18 protein-coding genes are annotated in these 15,493 nt (G+C 46.2%); all 18 read left to right on the plus strand.

Annotated features, from left to right (window positions below; translation table 11 throughout):
- Window positions 1–40: 40 nt before the first annotated feature.
- The 18 genes from VMW78_01855 (at window position 41) to VMW78_01940 (ending at window position 15,484) form a co-directional block, all read left to right on the plus strand.
- Window positions 41–226, plus strand: a complete 186-nt coding sequence (locus VMW78_01855) for a hypothetical protein (protein HUV49752.1) — start codon at window positions 41–43, stop codon at window positions 224–226.
- Entirely contained in the window at window positions 219–1,019 is an 801-nt protein-coding gene (gene mamA / locus VMW78_01860; GenBank protein ID HUV49753.1) for a magnetosome protein MamA, read from the plus strand. The genes VMW78_01855 and mamA overlap by 8 nt, the downstream gene beginning before the upstream one ends.
- A gap of 24 nt (window positions 1,020–1,043) precedes the next feature.
- The gene (locus VMW78_01865; GenBank protein ID HUV49754.1) at window positions 1,044–1,673 is read left to right on the plus strand and encodes a hypothetical protein; all 630 of its coding nucleotides are present in this window, start codon (window positions 1,044–1,046) and stop codon (window positions 1,671–1,673) included.
- A 44-nt stretch (window positions 1,674–1,717) separates the two neighbouring features.
- Entirely contained in the window at window positions 1,718–2,053 is a 336-nt protein-coding gene (locus VMW78_01870; protein ID HUV49755.1) for a hypothetical protein, read from the plus strand.
- 13 nt (window positions 2,054–2,066) lie between these two features.
- Window positions 2,067–2,846 carry a LemA family protein gene (locus VMW78_01875; GenBank protein ID HUV49756.1) on the plus strand — a complete coding sequence of 260 codons (780 nt, stop codon included), beginning with the start codon at window positions 2,067–2,069 and terminating at the stop codon, window positions 2,844–2,846.
- A 38-nt stretch (window positions 2,847–2,884) separates the two neighbouring features.
- Window positions 2,885–3,385 (plus strand): hypothetical protein, encoded by a 501-nt coding sequence (locus tag VMW78_01880; protein ID HUV49757.1) that lies wholly within the window; start codon window positions 2,885–2,887, stop codon window positions 3,383–3,385.
- Between the two features lie 76 nt (window positions 3,386–3,461).
- Window positions 3,462–3,617: a hypothetical protein gene (locus tag VMW78_01885; GenBank protein HUV49758.1), complete on the plus strand. Its 156-nt coding sequence runs from the start codon at window positions 3,462–3,464 to the stop codon at window positions 3,615–3,617.
- Window positions 3,614–4,501: a cation diffusion facilitator family transporter gene (locus VMW78_01890; protein ID HUV49759.1), complete on the plus strand. Its 888-nt coding sequence runs from the start codon at window positions 3,614–3,616 to the stop codon at window positions 4,499–4,501. The genes VMW78_01885 and VMW78_01890 overlap by 4 nt, the downstream gene beginning before the upstream one ends.
- A gap of 125 nt (window positions 4,502–4,626) precedes the next feature.
- Window positions 4,627–6,006, plus strand: coding sequence for a magnetochrome domain-containing protein (locus tag VMW78_01895; protein ID HUV49760.1), 1,380 nt, complete (start codon window positions 4,627–4,629; stop codon window positions 6,004–6,006).
- A gap of 17 nt (window positions 6,007–6,023) precedes the next feature.
- Window positions 6,024–7,643 carry a PDZ domain-containing protein gene (locus VMW78_01900; GenBank protein ID HUV49761.1) on the plus strand — a complete coding sequence of 540 codons (1,620 nt, stop codon included), beginning with the start codon at window positions 6,024–6,026 and terminating at the stop codon, window positions 7,641–7,643.
- A gap of 30 nt (window positions 7,644–7,673) precedes the next feature.
- Entirely contained in the window at window positions 7,674–9,482 is a 1,809-nt protein-coding gene (locus VMW78_01905; GenBank protein ID HUV49762.1) for a TSUP family transporter, read from the plus strand.
- 26 nt (window positions 9,483–9,508) lie between these two features.
- Window positions 9,509–10,375 (plus strand): trypsin-like peptidase domain-containing protein, encoded by an 867-nt coding sequence (locus tag VMW78_01910; protein ID HUV49763.1) that lies wholly within the window; start codon window positions 9,509–9,511, stop codon window positions 10,373–10,375.
- A gap of 483 nt (window positions 10,376–10,858) precedes the next feature.
- Window positions 10,859–11,215, plus strand: a complete 357-nt coding sequence (locus VMW78_01915; protein ID HUV49764.1) for a hypothetical protein — start codon at window positions 10,859–10,861, stop codon at window positions 11,213–11,215.
- Between the two features lie 131 nt (window positions 11,216–11,346).
- A complete protein-coding gene (locus VMW78_01920) occupies window positions 11,347–12,210 on the plus strand; it encodes a 4Fe-4S binding protein (GenBank protein HUV49765.1) in 864 nt (287 codons plus the stop codon).
- Window positions 12,179–12,490 (plus strand): hypothetical protein, encoded by a 312-nt coding sequence (locus VMW78_01925; protein ID HUV49766.1) that lies wholly within the window; start codon window positions 12,179–12,181, stop codon window positions 12,488–12,490. The genes VMW78_01920 and VMW78_01925 overlap by 32 nt, the downstream gene beginning before the upstream one ends.
- Window positions 12,491–12,507: 17 nt before the next feature.
- The gene (locus VMW78_01930; protein ID HUV49767.1) at window positions 12,508–12,783 is read left to right on the plus strand and encodes a hypothetical protein; all 276 of its coding nucleotides are present in this window, start codon (window positions 12,508–12,510) and stop codon (window positions 12,781–12,783) included.
- 11 nt (window positions 12,784–12,794) lie between these two features.
- Window positions 12,795–13,676: a cation diffusion facilitator family transporter gene (locus tag VMW78_01935; protein HUV49768.1), complete on the plus strand. Its 882-nt coding sequence runs from the start codon at window positions 12,795–12,797 to the stop codon at window positions 13,674–13,676.
- Window positions 13,670–15,484 carry an SLC13 family permease gene (locus VMW78_01940; protein HUV49769.1) on the plus strand — a complete coding sequence of 605 codons (1,815 nt, stop codon included), beginning with the start codon at window positions 13,670–13,672 and terminating at the stop codon, window positions 15,482–15,484. The genes VMW78_01935 and VMW78_01940 overlap by 7 nt, the downstream gene beginning before the upstream one ends.
- Window positions 15,485–15,493: the final 9 nt, after the last annotated feature.

Below are 15,493 nucleotides of genomic sequence, written 5' to 3' on the forward strand. Positions count from 1 at the left end.
GGGGTAAAAATATGGTAAACCACATTTTTTGGAGGGGATTATGCTGCAAATCATCCTGGGATTATTTTTTATTGCCTTGGGGATATGGGGTTTTTTTGATGAGTACTATTATGTGGCGGATTTTATCAAGGGAGGCCTTCCTGTTTTGATGATTTTGTTAGGTCTCCTGGCCACGTTAGCCGGCGTTATTCCGCCAAAAGCAAGGGAGGAATCGACAAATGCATAAAGATGAATTTGAAAAAGATGAGCTTGAAAAAGATGAACTTGAAAAAGATGAACCTGAAAAAGATGATGAATTTCAGGAAGATGAGCAGCCAGAGGGGATAAAAAGAAAACAGAAGCGGAAAACCGGGGAAAAAGCCAGGCCAAAACCGGAAGATTCCGGGCCTTCAATCCTGTTTTATGTACATTCGTTTTTACTCTTTTGCGGTCGTTTTTTGAACATGGCCCTTGATGCCTACAATAAACTTTTTGATCTTACACCCATAGACAAGTCTAAAATTTACCGAAATATAAGCACTTACTATATCAAGAAGGGCTTGTATGAAAAGGCGCTGGAGCACCTGAAAGAATGGGCAAAGCTTGAGCCTTCCAACGCAGAGGCGCATTATCAGCTTGGCGTGGCCCTGTCGGAAGCCGGTAATAACAAGAGCGCCGCAGGCGCATTCAACAAGGTTTTGAAGCTGGATCCAAAGCATAAGGGTGCGATCTATCGCAGAGGCACTCTCTATATGAAGGCAAAGAATTACAAGGAAGCGATTAAGGAGTTTGAATCTCTTGTTAAAATAGCTCCCAACAGTGCCAGGGCATATTATCTTCTGGGGATAGCCCACGACGGGCTCGACGAGATAGAAAAAGCAATTGAGGCCATGCAGAAGGCTGTTGAGCTTCAGCCAAAGGAGGTCAAATACCATCAGCATCTTGGGTTCCTGAATGTGCGAAAGGATGACCACAAAGCAGCGGCCGTATATTTTACTAAGGTTATGGAACTTGATCGCGAGCAGGATGATGAATATTAGACCTTGCCATGAAAGAGATTGACGATGTTTATAAAGGGATTGATCTTTTCGGCCATGCTTGCTCTTATTATAATCGTATTGACTTTTCCTGTTCGCGCGGGAAACCCTTTGGCGGGAAAAGTATATTATGAAAATACCATAAAGAATATTATCATGGCTGACTGCGCAAGATGCCATTCAGGGATGACAAGAAATTTAATGGATTATGATAATTTAAAACTCTATGCAGACAGCGGGATGCTTGCGGGTATGGTTCAGGGGCCGATGAGTCGTTTTGCAGGAAATGATGCCCAGACAATTTTAAACTGGATTAACAACGGGGCCCCGGAAAAGCCGGTGACAAAAGCCAATTTTATACCAGGACCTCATGCGGCAGGGCCTAACGGACAGATATGCCAGCCCGGAGCCTCTCTGCCAAATACACAAAAAAATCAAATCACATACAATAACACTATAAAACATATTCTATCCAGGAACTGCTTGCGGTGTCATTCAGGGCAGTTTCGCAATTTGACCACATACGAGAATGTCAAGATGTATGTGGATAATGGGTTATTAAAGGCTCTTGTGCACATCGGCGGCCCTATGCACAGATTCGCAGGGCCTGACAGCCGGTTGATTATTGCATGGATTAATAACGGCGCTCCTCAATAAATCAAGTAAAGCAGGGACTAAATAAAGGGATGGGGATTTATAAAATGAGAAAGGCTCATATTATCGGGGGACAGATTGTTTTTGGTTTAGGCCTCTTTTTGCTCTATCTTAACAGTACTTTTGTGGTTGAATTCATCAAGGGGGCGATTCAGCCGATCATTATTTTGTTAGGGCTTTTATGTCTGGCAGTTGGGGTATTGGGCAAGACAGGTTTTAAAAAAATAAATCTTGCCGCGGCCGCGATATTCCTTATTCTTGGCCTTTATGGTCTTTATGACGAATATTACGCTGTGGCTGATTTTTTCAACGGTTTTTTTCCTGTCCTGCTGATTATCGCGGGGGTGATTTCTATTGTTCACGGGATCAAGAAATTAAATTAAAAGTATAACTAATATGAAATTTACGAAAGACAACCGCATTAGCCGTATCATTAAAAACGCATACGGGAGAAAATACGATCTGAACTCTTACGAGATCATGTCAAGGCATGACTATTATCTGTCAAGGCTTCATCCCCTTGTTTCATTTGTCCAGAAAAAGTGGGTTCAGATTACATCTCTTATCATAGCTGTCATAGTGACCATCGGTTCCATATATTATTATAATCTGCTCGTCACTACGCAACAGGACGCTCTGGCGGCAGGGGGCAAGGTCGAAGCGCTGATGCAAAGGCGCAACGATATATCAATAAATCTGTCAAAGGCGGTGCTTGATTATTCAAAGTATGAAAGCGGCGTTTTTACAGCGATTGTGAGCTTGCGCTCCATGTTGCCAAAAAGCGGGTTAAATGATCCGGAGTTTGAAAACCTCCTTAAAAAGCTGGAACAAGCAGATGGCATTTCGCCTGAAAAACTTAAAGGAGCGCAGTTTGACAGGGCAGCCGGGAAGAAATCAGCCGACGCCTTATCCCCGTTTGCCAATTTGCTGGCCATAGCCGAACAATACCCTGATCTTAAGCTCTCCACTACCTTTCAGAGCCTTATGACAGCGTTGATTGATGTGGAAAAGGACATGGCTGATGAAAGGATTAAATTCAATGACGCAGTCAATATATACACAACAAATATGGCCAAGTTTCCCACCAATATCTATGCGGCAATATTTGGCTTTAAGGATCTGGCTTACTTCAAAGCAGAGGAAGAGGCAAAGAAGCTTGTGCCTATAAAGTATTAGAAGCTTTTTATGAGATCATATCAGATAAAAGAGAAACATTGAAAGTAAAGACAGGCATATATAATCTGGAGCTTTTTGGAAGCGGTCCTTTAATACAAAGACTCATATTCATTGCCGCATTTTTGGCGCTGGCGGTCTTTTATGCCTTTAATTCCGATTATAACCTGGCAACCGGCAGCGGGAATCTGTGCATGGTACTCTTCCTTGCCGCAAACGTTTATTTCCCGGCCAAAAGGTTCCGGCTGTATTACAATGTTAAAAATGTGCAGAAACTTTTTAACAAACTGCTTGTTTATCATATCTGGCTTAATACAGCATCCTTTGTTGCGGCGTGTGTCCATTGTTATGTCTCGCTCTGGTCGAACAACTGGTTGATTTTGGCCCTTTTTATAATGGGATGGCTGACATTCGGCGGTTTTTTAATGTGGATTAAATATCCTCCGGGAAAGGTCAAAAAGGGGATATATATCCTGCATACCCAGCAATTCCTGTTTTTTATTATGATTTTTGCCATGTTAAAGGGGCATTACGTTATTTAGGAGTCAGGATGAAAAGGATATTACATTTTATGTTTTTGTCAGGCGTACACCATATAACCGGCAACCGTGAGCTGTTATGTCTATATTAAAAATCGCGGGACTTGCAATCATCATTGCTGTTTTAGGAGTTGCCGGCATGCTCCTGCGCGGCATCTCAAGGTTGGAAAGAGAGATTGATGATGAAATTGATAATGACGCCGGCCCGACTGCGCGGGAAGACAACCAGCAATGAAACACAAAGCATGCAAAAAGTGCGCGGCCAGCGTTGGAACCGTCAATATACTCGGAAACATATTGATGATTCTAATAAAGGGCTACCTTGGGGTTGTTGGCAGGAGCAAGGGGCTGATCGCGGATGCCATACATTCAAGCGCTGATCTCCTGGCGACTATTGTTATGATCATAGGGCTCAGGATTTCCGATCAGGAGGAGGATGAAAAGTATCCGTACGGATATGGAATGGCCGAGTATCTTGTCGGGATTGTGATCTATCTCTTCCTGTTTGTTATAGCTTGTTACATCATCTATAACGGTGTCGTGGTCATCATGTCGGGCCGTGAGATCAAGCCGTGTCTGTCCGCTGCATGGGGCGCCATTTTTTCGATAATCGTTAATGAGCTGATGTTCCGGCAGAGTATCTGCGCGGGCACGCAGATCAACAGCCACTCAATGGTGGCAAAGGCATGGGAGAGCCGCTCGGATGTCTATTCTTCCATAGCTGTTTTGATCGGCATCGTTGGGTCTAAGATGGGATTCCATTTTATGGATCCGCTGGCAGCCATAATCGTTGGAGTGATTATTTTGAAGATATGCATTGAAATGGTTGCGGACTCGATATCAAAGCTTATGGACCAAGCGCCTGATGAGGATGTCCTGGAGGCCGCTCACAAGGCGCTGACAGGATTGAAAAATGTTGTTGGAATTAAAAATGTCCATGCAAGAGAAATCGGCAGGTCTGTCGAATTTAAGATAGAGCTCAATGTTCCCGCGAAAATGAGCGTGTCTCAAGGCGAAGCAATAAAGAGAGAGGCAAAGAAGGTTATGGCGGATTTGATGGAGAGAAAATCAATTGTAAGAGTAATGTTGTGTCCGGTTGATGAACTTGTAAAAACTTAGATCATGCCGCTTTACGGCACTACAACCGGAAATAACTTGTCTGCCACATTAAAGGGTTATGATTTAGTTGTTTGAAAGTTAAGTGGTATATTAGACTTTTTACGAATGCATCAAGGTTGGTATTTATGAAAAAGGTTGAATATGAATTCTGTATGAAGCAGTTTAAGCCGGCTATTGCCGCACTGGCGATTCTTTTGGTTCTGGTACTGGGATGGACAGGATGGCATTGTACTCGTAAACAGCAGAATATGAATTTTGCCCTTGCCGCTGCGGTCGCGCCGAGTGCGCCGCCGATAAGGGTGAAAGACAAGATGCTCCATCCTTACTGGGGCAATTGCAATAAATGTCATCTTACCACTGACGCCGGCAACCCTGTCTCCCGGGTAATGGCAGGGCCTCCTATATCTATTAAAGACAAAATGATTCACGAATACTGGGGGAATTGCCTCTTGTGCCATAAGGTGGTTGATGGAATTCAACCAAAGAATAAACCACAGGTCATGGCTGCTGCATTGAACAGGATCACATCCGGAACTCTGGGGCTGAAGATTCAGACCGTAACCGCGGCGATGATGCAAAAATTAGGGTTGGCCAACGAAGACGGGGTCATGGTGCTGGAGGTGGCTTCAAATTCCATTGCCGAGAGCGCCGGCTTGAGACAGGGGGATGAGATTATCCGGATGGGCAAGATCAGGCTTGACACCACTAATGATTTTGAAGCGGCCCTGAATGGTTTTAAGCCCGGTTCTGTCGCAAAGATGAAGATTTACCGGGGCAATAAGGCCAGAAATATATTAATGAAACTGCCAAAGAACCTTTACGGAAATATTGCTCCTGCCGCAGCCGCGGCGCCGATGACTCAGAATCAGATAGAGACGCTGGCGGAGCAGCTTGGAGTTCCCAAGACACAGCAGGACGTTACCCGCGCCCTTCAGAGGCAACAACAGGCTCAAAGAGTCGCAGCCACGGCGCCGATGACTCAGAATCAGATAGAGACGCTGGCGGAGCAGCTTGGAGTTCCCAAGACACAGCAGGATGTTACCCGCGCCCTTCAGGGGCAACAACAGGCTCAGAGATTGGTGGCAAGTCCATACTCCGGCAAGGTGGCGGTAGCTGTTATGGGCCCTGGTCTGGGTTATCAGGTTTCATATCAGTTCGGGGAAAGCCCTTATTTTGTTATTTTTGATCCTGCATTGAACAATTACAAGGTTCTGGCCAACCCCAATGCCAATGATCTAAGCGGCAGGGGGATCCAGACCGGTCAATATATAGTCGATTCCGGAGTGAGCAATGTTATTGCCGGAAGTTTTAGTCCGAATGCGCTCCAAACCCTGCATACTTTGAGGGTAAACGTCTATTCCGGCGTGACCGGACCAGCGCAGGCGGCGCTTGGAACGTATATGAGCGGGCGCCTTACTCCAACAGATACAAGAAGTGTGATTTCACGTCCCGCGCCGACAGGGATATATCCGGCTTCACCTGTTGTTGGCGGCAGAATTTATTAGAAGAGGCACTTTTTAATATGAATAAAAAATTAATATGGTTCGGCCCGATCAGTGTTCTGGCATTTGTGGTTCTTCTGGCCTTGATGTATGGATGGGTGGACAACATGGACCCTATCGGCATTGAGGGGGTAGAAAGACCTGAAACAAAGCTGGCTCGGCTGCAGGGTGGTCAGGCACAGTTGATCAACAATCCGACCTTTCCTTCAGGGATAGGCAATGGCCAGATTCAGTTGATCAACAATCCGACCTTTCCTTCAGGGATAGGCAACGGCCAGATTCAACTTATTAATCAAAATCAGCCCGCAGGGCCGTATCTTGGCATGAAGCTGGTCAGTGTTCCCGGCGCTGTTGCCAAAGATTTGAATATTCAGCCCAATACCGGCGCTTATGTCGATGCCGTTGTTTCGCTCTCTCCGGCTCAAAAGGCAGGGATCAATATCGGCGATGTCCTGTTAAAATGCGACCATAAACAGGTGACCGGGCCTGAACAGGTTGGGCAGATACTGATAAACAGAAAGGCCGGAGATGTTATAAAACTTGTGGTCAACAGGAACCGTAGGAAAAAATCTTTTCATGTAAAGCTTGAAAATGCGCCGATGGGGCTTGATGTGGGGGCGATCAAGAAGCCGGTCTGGATGGGCGCTGATATTCAGGATATTGACGCGGTCATGAAGATACAGTTCAATCTTCCGGACAAGAAAGGCGTTATTGTCAGCCATGTTGCGCCCGGATCGCCGGCCGCAAACTCAGATCTTAAAACCGGCGATGTTATCAGGCGGTTTGGAGCGACGCGTATAAGGGATGTGGCGCAGTTGCAATCTTTGATCTTAAAGGGTCAACCAGGTCAACAGGTTCAGCTGAACATATTCAGAAACGGTCAGTATCAGACCGTGCCCATAGTCCTCGGCCAGAGATCGCCGGAAATCAATAAGGTAGCGTTTATCGGCCCTGCTGATATGGTGATTGAAGGTTCCTGGATCGGAATGGATGTGACGGAGCTTTCCGTCAATGACGCTGCTGATTTAGGGATGCCGACAGGCACGAGAGGGGTGCTGGTTAATGACGTGGAAAGCCCGCCGGCCACCATGGTCGGTTTTCAGACAGGCGATGTTATTTCAGCCGTAAACGGGATGCCGACTCCTGACATGAAGGGATTTGTGGAAGCTACACGGAATCAATCAAGCGCTGTGGTAGATGTAATTCGCGGCAACGTACATCTCTTCATAAGTGTGCCGCCGCCGGGATTCACTCAGCAGGGGACGAGGTTAAATACGGGCGTTAATAATAAAATGAAACAGGTTGCTTTTACAGGACCTGTGCAGGGCAATTTAGCCATATTGACCACAGGCCCTGAACTTAATTTTTCCGTGGCCGGAGATATTGGAACCCAGCCCTATGTAATTCTGGTGGATCAGGCAAGAAATTCTTATGCAATAATAAACCCGAACAATCTGAACCCTATTTCAGAGCTTATCGGGCAATACAATATTACAGCGCTTATATGCAGCGACATTTCCGGTAATACAGCCTCTGATCTTGCCGCAAAAGGGGTTGCTGTTTACACCGGCGTGGTTGGGACGGCCGACGATGCAATAAGATTATACGTCTCGCATAGTCTTGTTGCCATGCATCGCTGAGCTCAACCTTTATCACGGACATGACAAAAAATGAGAATATGGATTCTGACATTCCTGATAGCGGCAGCAGCAGCCACGGCATTCGGCGCTGTTCCGGAACCCGCGTTGCAGCAGCTTCAGGAGAATATGAATCAGGCCGTAGCCTCGGCGCGTCCGTCGGTGGTCAGTGTAAAGGCGCAAAAAAAAAAGACTGGAAATGACGGCCAGGCCGTCTGGTATGAGAGCATCGGCTCAGGCTTTTTTGTGGATGAGCGAGGTTTTATTTTAACCAATTATCATGTGGTTGAAGGGTCTGAAAATATTACAGTTACGCTCTGGCGTTCACAGCAGAATCAATTTTCGGCCAGGGTTGTGCATACGGATAAATCACTTGACCTCGCGGCGCTAAAGATCGACAGCACCGAAACCTTTGTTCCCGCGGTGCTTGATAATTCGGACAGGCTGGAGACAGGCGATTGGGTGGTAAGCATCGGCAGCCCTTTTGGGTTTGAACACAGCGTAACAATGGGGATTGTGAGCGACCTGCACAGGAATATGATGATCGAAGGGATATCATACAAGGATATGATCCAGACGGACGCTGTCATTAATCAAGGAAACAGCGGCGGGCCTCTTATTAATATTTACGGAAGAGTGGTCGGAGTCGGCACAGCCATTTATGCGCCAAAAGGGACATACACAGGGCTCGGCTTTGCCATCCCGATCAACAGGGCAAAACACTTCTTTACACGCGTGACAGGCGCTGTACAGGCCGCGCTTACGGTTCCGGCCGCGCAGCCAAATGCCAAAGAACCGATCAATTTGAATAAAAAGATGCCGAACGATGCTATCCATCAGGACTTCTCGGATTGCACTAAATGCCATACAATTACACAAAAGATGGTTGTCAGCACTAAAGCGGTTATGACACATCCGCCGGCAGGGGTATGCACCACATGTCATATCATGACTAATGATAAGGTTGCAAAGGGGCCTGTGACAGTGGCCGCTGTCAATCCGATTTCAGAGCCGCCGGCAGTTGATCAGGGGTTTTCCGATCCTTTCATAAAGATTATTATTAAAATGAGCCTGATGGTTCTGGTAGCATCTATTGTCTTTACCATGCTGGGAGTGGGAGGCGGTTTTCTCTATGTTCCGATATTGCTCGCGTGCGGCATTGATTTTCAGACTGCCGCAATTACCAGCCTTTTTATGTTAACAACAGGCCAGATATCTGCTTTGTATAATTTTTTCAAGTCCGGGCTGGTTGACCTGAAGCTGGCGTTTATGCTGGAATTTCCTACTATGATCGGCGCATTTATCGGCGGAATGTTTGCGCATCATTTTAATCTGTCTTTACTGAGCGTTATGTTCGCCTGCGTCCTCTTTCTCGCAAGCTATTTTATGCTGCAGGATGAAGCTAAACTCAAACGCGGCAGATCTAATTTTACCATAAGCTCATGGGAATGGAGTAATGAATTTTTAGGACATAAATACAGTATTGATATGATGCTGGCTGTCCCGCTCACCTTTGTCGTAGGGTATGTGGGAGGAACATTGGGCCTTGGGGGGGGGTGGCTTAAGGTCCCGATGATGGTTATGTTGTTCGGAATCCCCATGAAAGTGGCTGTGGCCACTTCTTCGCTGATGGTGCCTATTACCGGTTTTGCAGGTTTTGTCGGGCACAGTATTTCCGGGTATTTTGATGCTCGACTGGCATTGCCCCTTTCCCTGGTTACAATTGTCGGCGCCCAGATAGGGTCAAGAATATCTATAAAGGCTGAAAGCAACCTTCTGAGGTTTATATTTGCCTTTGTGCTGAGTCTGGTCGGTTTGTGGATGTTGATAAGGCTATTATGATGCTGAAAAGTCATGAGTTGAAATAGATGAAAAAGAATAAGAATTTTAGAATAAATAATTTTTTATGGCCCATAGCCGCATTGGTGGTTCTGATTATCGGTGCTATATGGACCAATGCGGGAGTTATTCAAAATGCTCCGGCGCCTCTTCAGCCAAAGCCGTATCTTTACCCCCCTGCTTTGGCAAACATAGCCCCTCCTGCGCAGCAATTGACTGTGGGATCGCCGCGCACGGCGTTGATGGTTCAGGAAGGGATCAGCAGTGTGGTGTCAATGGTCAGGCCCGCTGTGGTGGGCGTGTCAAGGCCGGCGAGTGGTCAGATTCAGCCCAATACAGGATTGACCTATATTAACCCTTATTCCGGAAGTTCCGGCAGTATGGGCTCAGGCTTTATTATTGACCGCAGGGGATATGTGCTCACCACCTTTCAGACGGTTGGCAGCGCCGGAGCGGTTAATGTCACGCTCTTTTCAGGCTCAAAACGCGAATATCAGGCTGATCTGATAGTGGTCGATCCTGCAACCGATCTTGCGTTGCTTAAGATCCGGGCACAGGATATCTTTCCGACTGTGACGCTTGGGAATTCCGATCTGCTCGAAGTGGGAGACATTGTGCTTTGCGTTGGTAGTCCGTTCGGTTTTTCCAGAACCGTGACCATGGGGATCGTCAGCAGCAACAGACGAAAGCTGAATATAAATGGAGCGAATTATCCGGATATGATCCAGACGGATGCATCGATTAATGAGGGGAATGACGGCGGTCCGCTGGTTAATATAAAAGGAGAGGTGATCGGCGTTAACATGGCGTGCTTTATGCCGGACAATCAGTATTCGGGGATAGGTTTTGCGATCCCGATTAACGATATTATGGCATTTATTAATGGCAATATTTAGGGTTCAGGGAGTCAGAATTTTGACTGAGGTGGAAAAATAAAAATGACCGGCAAATATATTATAATGCTTTTGTTTTTTATGTTGTTTTTGTTCGGCATGGTTGTAACGGGTGATTTTACTGAGACCTGGCAGAATGGCGCAAATCTCTGACCGTCGTGTATCGGGTTAGGCTAACCCGGAACTGAAAAAGACGAACATCGAACATCGAACGTCCAACATCGAATGAAAAACAAAAGAAACAGAGGTAGGATGTCAATTCGTCTAAATCCCCTCTATCAATAGGGGTGGACGCGAAGAGGACGGGGGTGTGTAAAAATGGAAAAACAGCAACTTTTGAACCCTGAACCTTTGTTTTTCATTGGGTGTTTGTTTTTTTATTCGATTTTAGAATAATTTGAGGAGCGGAGCGACATCATTATTCGACGTTCGATGTTCAATGTTCAATGTTGAACGTTCATCTTTTAATTGTTTTGGAGGGAGTAGATGCTGAAGGAATATTTAGGGGTGGATTTAGATAAATATGGCCTGTTTTTTGTGGCGGTGATCGCTACATCGGTTATAATTACCGGTATTTACTGGGCTATTTTTGGATTTGACAGGTGGGCTGGACAGGTCCAGACGGCCGCGGATCTTATGACTGCTGCTGCTGTTTCTCCCTTTGTGCAATCGCCCGCGGTTTCCGGAGGAACAGGACAATATGTCTGTCCACAGGACGGAGCAGTCGGACTTCCCAACTTTGATATGGCAGGGGTTCCACATTGTCCTTTATGTGGGCAGGCGATGAATTTTTACAGCGCGGCATCCAACAACTTTTCCCGCGTTGCCGCGGGGGGAGGGTGACTGCCTCAGGCAGGCCAGGGTGGCCTGCGCATGATTGCGGGAGTCGGCTGACCGCCTCAACAAACGGGCCCGGGAGGTCCGCAGACAGGTTTTCGCTTTTAGGAGCATGGTGAGGAGGACAGGCTGGAACAATGATATTATCAAAATTTAGACGATCAACTCAATTCTTAAGCGCTATTATTGTTAACAGCTTTTTTGGTTCGTTTGTTATCAAGACCATAAATGCTAATGCGCTGAAAGGAATCTGTGTTCCGTTTTTGAACTGTTATGCCTGTCCAACAGCGCTGTTCTCCTGTCCTATCGGTACGTTGCAGCACTTTATGGCCATCCATGCCATACCTTACTATTTGCTTGGTTTTATAGGGCTCATAGGACTTTCCGTGGGGCGGATGGCATGCGGGTGGCTATGCCCGTTCGGTCTTTTGCAGGACCTGATTTATAAGATAAAAACACCCAAGCACGGGATTCCCTCCAGGTTGAGTTATCTGAAGTATCTGGTTTTAATAATGCTTGTGATTGTTATTCCATATATCACCGGTGATCTCTGGTTTTCTAAGTTATGCCCGGCGGGAACTTTAATGGGAGGCCTGGCTTGGACTGTATGGGACCCTGTTAATGCCGCCACGGGTCTGCCGGTCTTGCCTGACGGACCAGGCGTGATATTTTACGTGGCGCTGGTTATACTTATAGGTTTTCTAATCTGGTTTGTTCTAAGCAAGAGACCGTTTTGCAGGGTTGTCTGCCCTATGGGGGCGATATTCTCATTGTTTAACAGGTACAGCATTATACATCTTGATGTGAGTCAAAATTGTGATGGCTGCAATGTCTGCGAGGTCAAATGTCCAATGGATCTGAATGTTTCCATTGATTTTGATTCAGGTGACTGCATACGCTGTCTGGAGTGCACAAAATGCGGGCATGTCAAGCTTGTCACGCCATTTTCTAAGTATGGAGGAAGTAGCAATGGGCAAAGAGGGAATACAGACGCTGAATGACAGAACAATCTGCTTGTTAATAGGCGTTGTCTTTCTGATGGTACTCGCAGTTCTTGCGATAGTGTTTAGCCATGACAGGGTAAAGCCTAAAACTCCGCAGGCCATGGTGGCGGCTGCTTTTAGTCAGATGTTTATAAATGAATGGAAGCCGGGAATGGGAAAACAGCCTCTGGCCTATCATCCGGCAGCCTTTAACAATCTGGTCTGGCGTCCTCTTTCAGGCGGACAGACCGCTCCTGCAACAAATAATCTTTACACGGCTGCACAGCCAATGCGGTAGGGGTATAGGGGAAATAGATGAAGACTATAACAACTATAATTTTGACTGTGATCGCGGTCTTGTTCAGCATACAGAACTTCGATCATGTGCCGGTCTATATCTTCTGGGGTAATGCGGTCAGCATTCGTCTGGTATTCGTTGTTGCCATAGCCGGTGTGACAGGATATCTGATACGGCATTTTACCGGCATTGGAAGGGAAGAAAGGCTGAAGAAACAGATTCAGACAATAAGAAGAAAAAGTCATTATGCTGCCGGGAAGAAAACCGAAGAATTTGATGAAGAGGAATTTTAAGGCAGAGTTTTATGCGGAATAAGCGATGTAAAATATGTGAAAAACGGATTGCATGGGTCGGCATCTGGGTAAATCTGGCTTTGGTTTTTTTAAAGCTGCTCGTGGGCTTTACCAGCGGAAGCAAAGCATGTATAGCTGACGCGCTCCATTCAGGCTCAAATATTATCACTGCTTTTGCTATAATACTTAGCCAGAAAATCAGCAGCAAATCGACCAGTAAAAAATTTCACTATGGATACGGAAAGATTGAGTTTGTTGCCGCGGGGTTCATAAGCCTCCTGATTATCTCAGGAGCTGCTATCCTTATTACAATATCGATCAGACACCTTATGCGGGCGCCGTCCACTTCGCCTCATCTAACCGCCCTTCTTATGGGGCTGATATCTATCGGCGTCAATGAAATGGTTTTTCGTTATATGCGCTGTGTCGGAACCCAGTTTAAGAGTCAGACCATGCTGGCCAACGCGTGGGCAAACAGGGCGGATTGCTTTTCTTCCATGGCCGTGGTTGTCGGGGTTGTAGGGGCAAGATTGGGTTTTCATCATCTTGATCCAATAGCAGCCCTTTTTGTTGTGGCGATTATTATCAAGGTAAGCATAAAGATATTGATAGATTCCGTAAAAGCCCTGATGGACACCTCGGTCAATAATCTTTATGGCGAAGAGATAAAAACGATTGTTGAAAGCCTTGAGGACATACGAGGCATTTCTGATTTGAGGACCAGACATATTGGTCAAAAGGTGTGGGTTGATCTGAGCATCCTTGTGGATAATCAATGCACGCTCGAGGAAGGCGAAAGGATCTCTGAACGGGTCAGGGAGATGCTGCTTAAAAAGATCATGGACCTGGAGCAGGTTTTTGTCCATTTTGAACCGGTGGAAGAAGAATGTTGAACAAAACTTTTACAGCCAGGCCGAATGTGGTCGACAATACTGTCGGGTTTGAGGGGTTTGACCTTAAGGTGATCCTCTTTCTCGGGCTGCTCCTGTTTTTGATTGTATGGGCATTTTATGGAAAGAGGATTGAAAACAGTGTATATAACAGATCATTAGCTCAAACAGGAAACGCGGGCAATTCCGGCGCAGAGTTTGTTCTCTCTACCGCAACAGGCGGCAGAAATGCGGATATTATCGTGAGCCGTGTCTATGCGAATTCTCCGGCTGAACGAGCCGGACTCAAAAAAAGGGACAGGGTCATAGGTGTCAACGGGGTGTTTATTTCATCGCCGGAGATGGCCGTGCGTATCTTGAGCGCCGGTCCTGCCGGCTCGAGCATTAAGCTGACCGTCAACCGCAATGGTCGCAACCAGGACATATATGTTCCGGCTGATAACCGGTTGCCGGCAACCAGGGGATTGAAGATCAAATCGTTTACATGGTTCAAACAGGTAGTGACGATTGTTCTCTTTCTCAAGATGGTGGTTTTAATGTTCTACTTCATATATAAGAATATTGCGGCCCGGACATATATTGCTCTTTTTTTTGCGTTCTTATGTGTGTTAACAGGGCTTTTTGGGGGAATCTATGGCCCGGTTGACGCCTTTTTTGCCATCAAATTTAACACCATATCCCTTTTGTTAGGTATGGGCATTATTTCGGTGGTTCTGGATGAAGCAGGTTTTTTTGACTGTATTGCATACAGGATATACAAATTTGCAGGGGAAAGCAGATTAAAGATACTCATACTCTTTTGTTTAATTACTTATGGGTTTTCGTTGCTTGTGAATAATCTGACCACCATATTTATCATCGTGCCGATGACACTGAAGCTGGCTGCTCTTGTTGGATTTGACCCAAGGCCGGTTGTTATCGGAGAAGTTATCTCGTCCAACCTTGGCGGTGCTTCAACCATGATAGGGGATTTTCCGAATATGTTGATCTCTGCAGAGGCAGGGATTGGATTCAATCAGTTTATTGTCTTTATGATGCCGATCTGCTTGATACTTATGGCCATACTTCTTGTCTTCCTGAGGCTGAAGACCAGCAATTTTGCGGATTGTCGGAAAGATTTGTCCTCTACGGCAGAGATCGTGGAACCCCGGCTTACAAAAAGGGAACAAAGCGCTGTAAGGAGAGCGGTTTTTATCTTATTTCATGTAATATTTTTATTTATTATTTCTAAAAGGATTTCATTGAACCCGTCTGCCATAGCGCTCTTTGGCGGGCTTTCACTTTTTTTGTTATCCGGCATAAACAGGCGCAGGCTTATGAGCAGGCTCGGATTTAATGATGTACTCTTTTTTGCCGGGCTTTTTATCGTGGTTGGAGGGTTGGAGGCATCAGGTATTTTGAGATATATTTCAGACGGCATTGCCACTTTGTCATCAGGCAGGCCTTTGCCCCTGTGTCTTGTTCTGATGTGGACGGCCGCTTTTCTGACCGCTTTTTTGAGCGCGGGCCCCTCGACAGCCTTATTTTTTCCGATCGTATTCGGCATCGGGCTGTCGCTGCCTCACCATATAATCTGGTGGGCGCTGTCGCTTGGCGTTCTTGCCGGGTCTTCCGCTACCATCGTAGGAGCTACGGCAGGGCCTGTGGCCGCAACACTGGTTGAAAACTTCAGTTCGCGGCACAGTGTTGATCTAAAAGACGGCAATACTATAAGCTATGCTGAATTTGCTAAAATCGGGATACCGGTGATGTTTCTTTTTCTATTGGTATCAAGTATTTATATCTCGTGGTTATGTATGGTTTTTTTATAAGACAGGAGG

Source organism: Anaerolineae bacterium (genome assembly GCA_035529315.1).
In the GTDB taxonomy this organism is placed as follows: domain Bacteria; phylum Desulfobacterota; class Desulfobacteria; order Desulfobacterales; family ETH-SRB1; genus Desulfaltia.

Bases quoted from the DNA above. Each gene is read 5' to 3' on its own strand.
- VMW78_01855 (HUV49752.1), top strand. From the start codon at position 41: ATGCTGCAAATCATCCTGGGATTATTTTTTATTGCCTTGGGGATATGG.
- mamA (HUV49753.1), top strand. From the start codon at position 219: ATGCATAAAGATGAATTTGAAAAAGATGAGCTTGAAAAAGATGAACTT.
- VMW78_01865 (HUV49754.1), top strand. From the start codon at position 1,044: ATGTTTATAAAGGGATTGATCTTTTCGGCCATGCTTGCTCTTATTATA.
- VMW78_01870 (HUV49755.1), top strand. From the start codon at position 1,718: ATGAGAAAGGCTCATATTATCGGGGGACAGATTGTTTTTGGTTTAGGC.
- VMW78_01875 (HUV49756.1), top strand. From the start codon at position 2,067: ATGAAATTTACGAAAGACAACCGCATTAGCCGTATCATTAAAAACGCA.
- VMW78_01885 (HUV49758.1), top strand. From the start codon at position 3,462: ATGTCTATATTAAAAATCGCGGGACTTGCAATCATCATTGCTGTTTTA.
- VMW78_01890 (HUV49759.1), top strand. From the start codon at position 3,614: ATGAAACACAAAGCATGCAAAAAGTGCGCGGCCAGCGTTGGAACCGTC.
- VMW78_01895 (HUV49760.1), top strand. From the start codon at position 4,627: ATGAAAAAGGTTGAATATGAATTCTGTATGAAGCAGTTTAAGCCGGCT.
- VMW78_01900 (HUV49761.1), top strand. From the start codon at position 6,024: ATGAATAAAAAATTAATATGGTTCGGCCCGATCAGTGTTCTGGCATTT.
- VMW78_01905 (HUV49762.1), top strand. From the start codon at position 7,674: ATGAGAATATGGATTCTGACATTCCTGATAGCGGCAGCAGCAGCCACG.
- VMW78_01910 (HUV49763.1), top strand. From the start codon at position 9,509: ATGAAAAAGAATAAGAATTTTAGAATAAATAATTTTTTATGGCCCATA.
- VMW78_01915 (HUV49764.1), top strand. From the start codon at position 10,859: ATGCTGAAGGAATATTTAGGGGTGGATTTAGATAAATATGGCCTGTTT.
- VMW78_01920 (HUV49765.1), top strand. From the start codon at position 11,347: ATGATATTATCAAAATTTAGACGATCAACTCAATTCTTAAGCGCTATT.
- VMW78_01925 (HUV49766.1), top strand. From the start codon at position 12,179: ATGGGCAAAGAGGGAATACAGACGCTGAATGACAGAACAATCTGCTTG.
- VMW78_01930 (HUV49767.1), top strand. From the start codon at position 12,508: ATGAAGACTATAACAACTATAATTTTGACTGTGATCGCGGTCTTGTTC.
- VMW78_01935 (HUV49768.1), top strand. From the start codon at position 12,795: ATGCGGAATAAGCGATGTAAAATATGTGAAAAACGGATTGCATGGGTC.
- VMW78_01940 (HUV49769.1), top strand. From the start codon at position 13,670: ATGTTGAACAAAACTTTTACAGCCAGGCCGAATGTGGTCGACAATACT.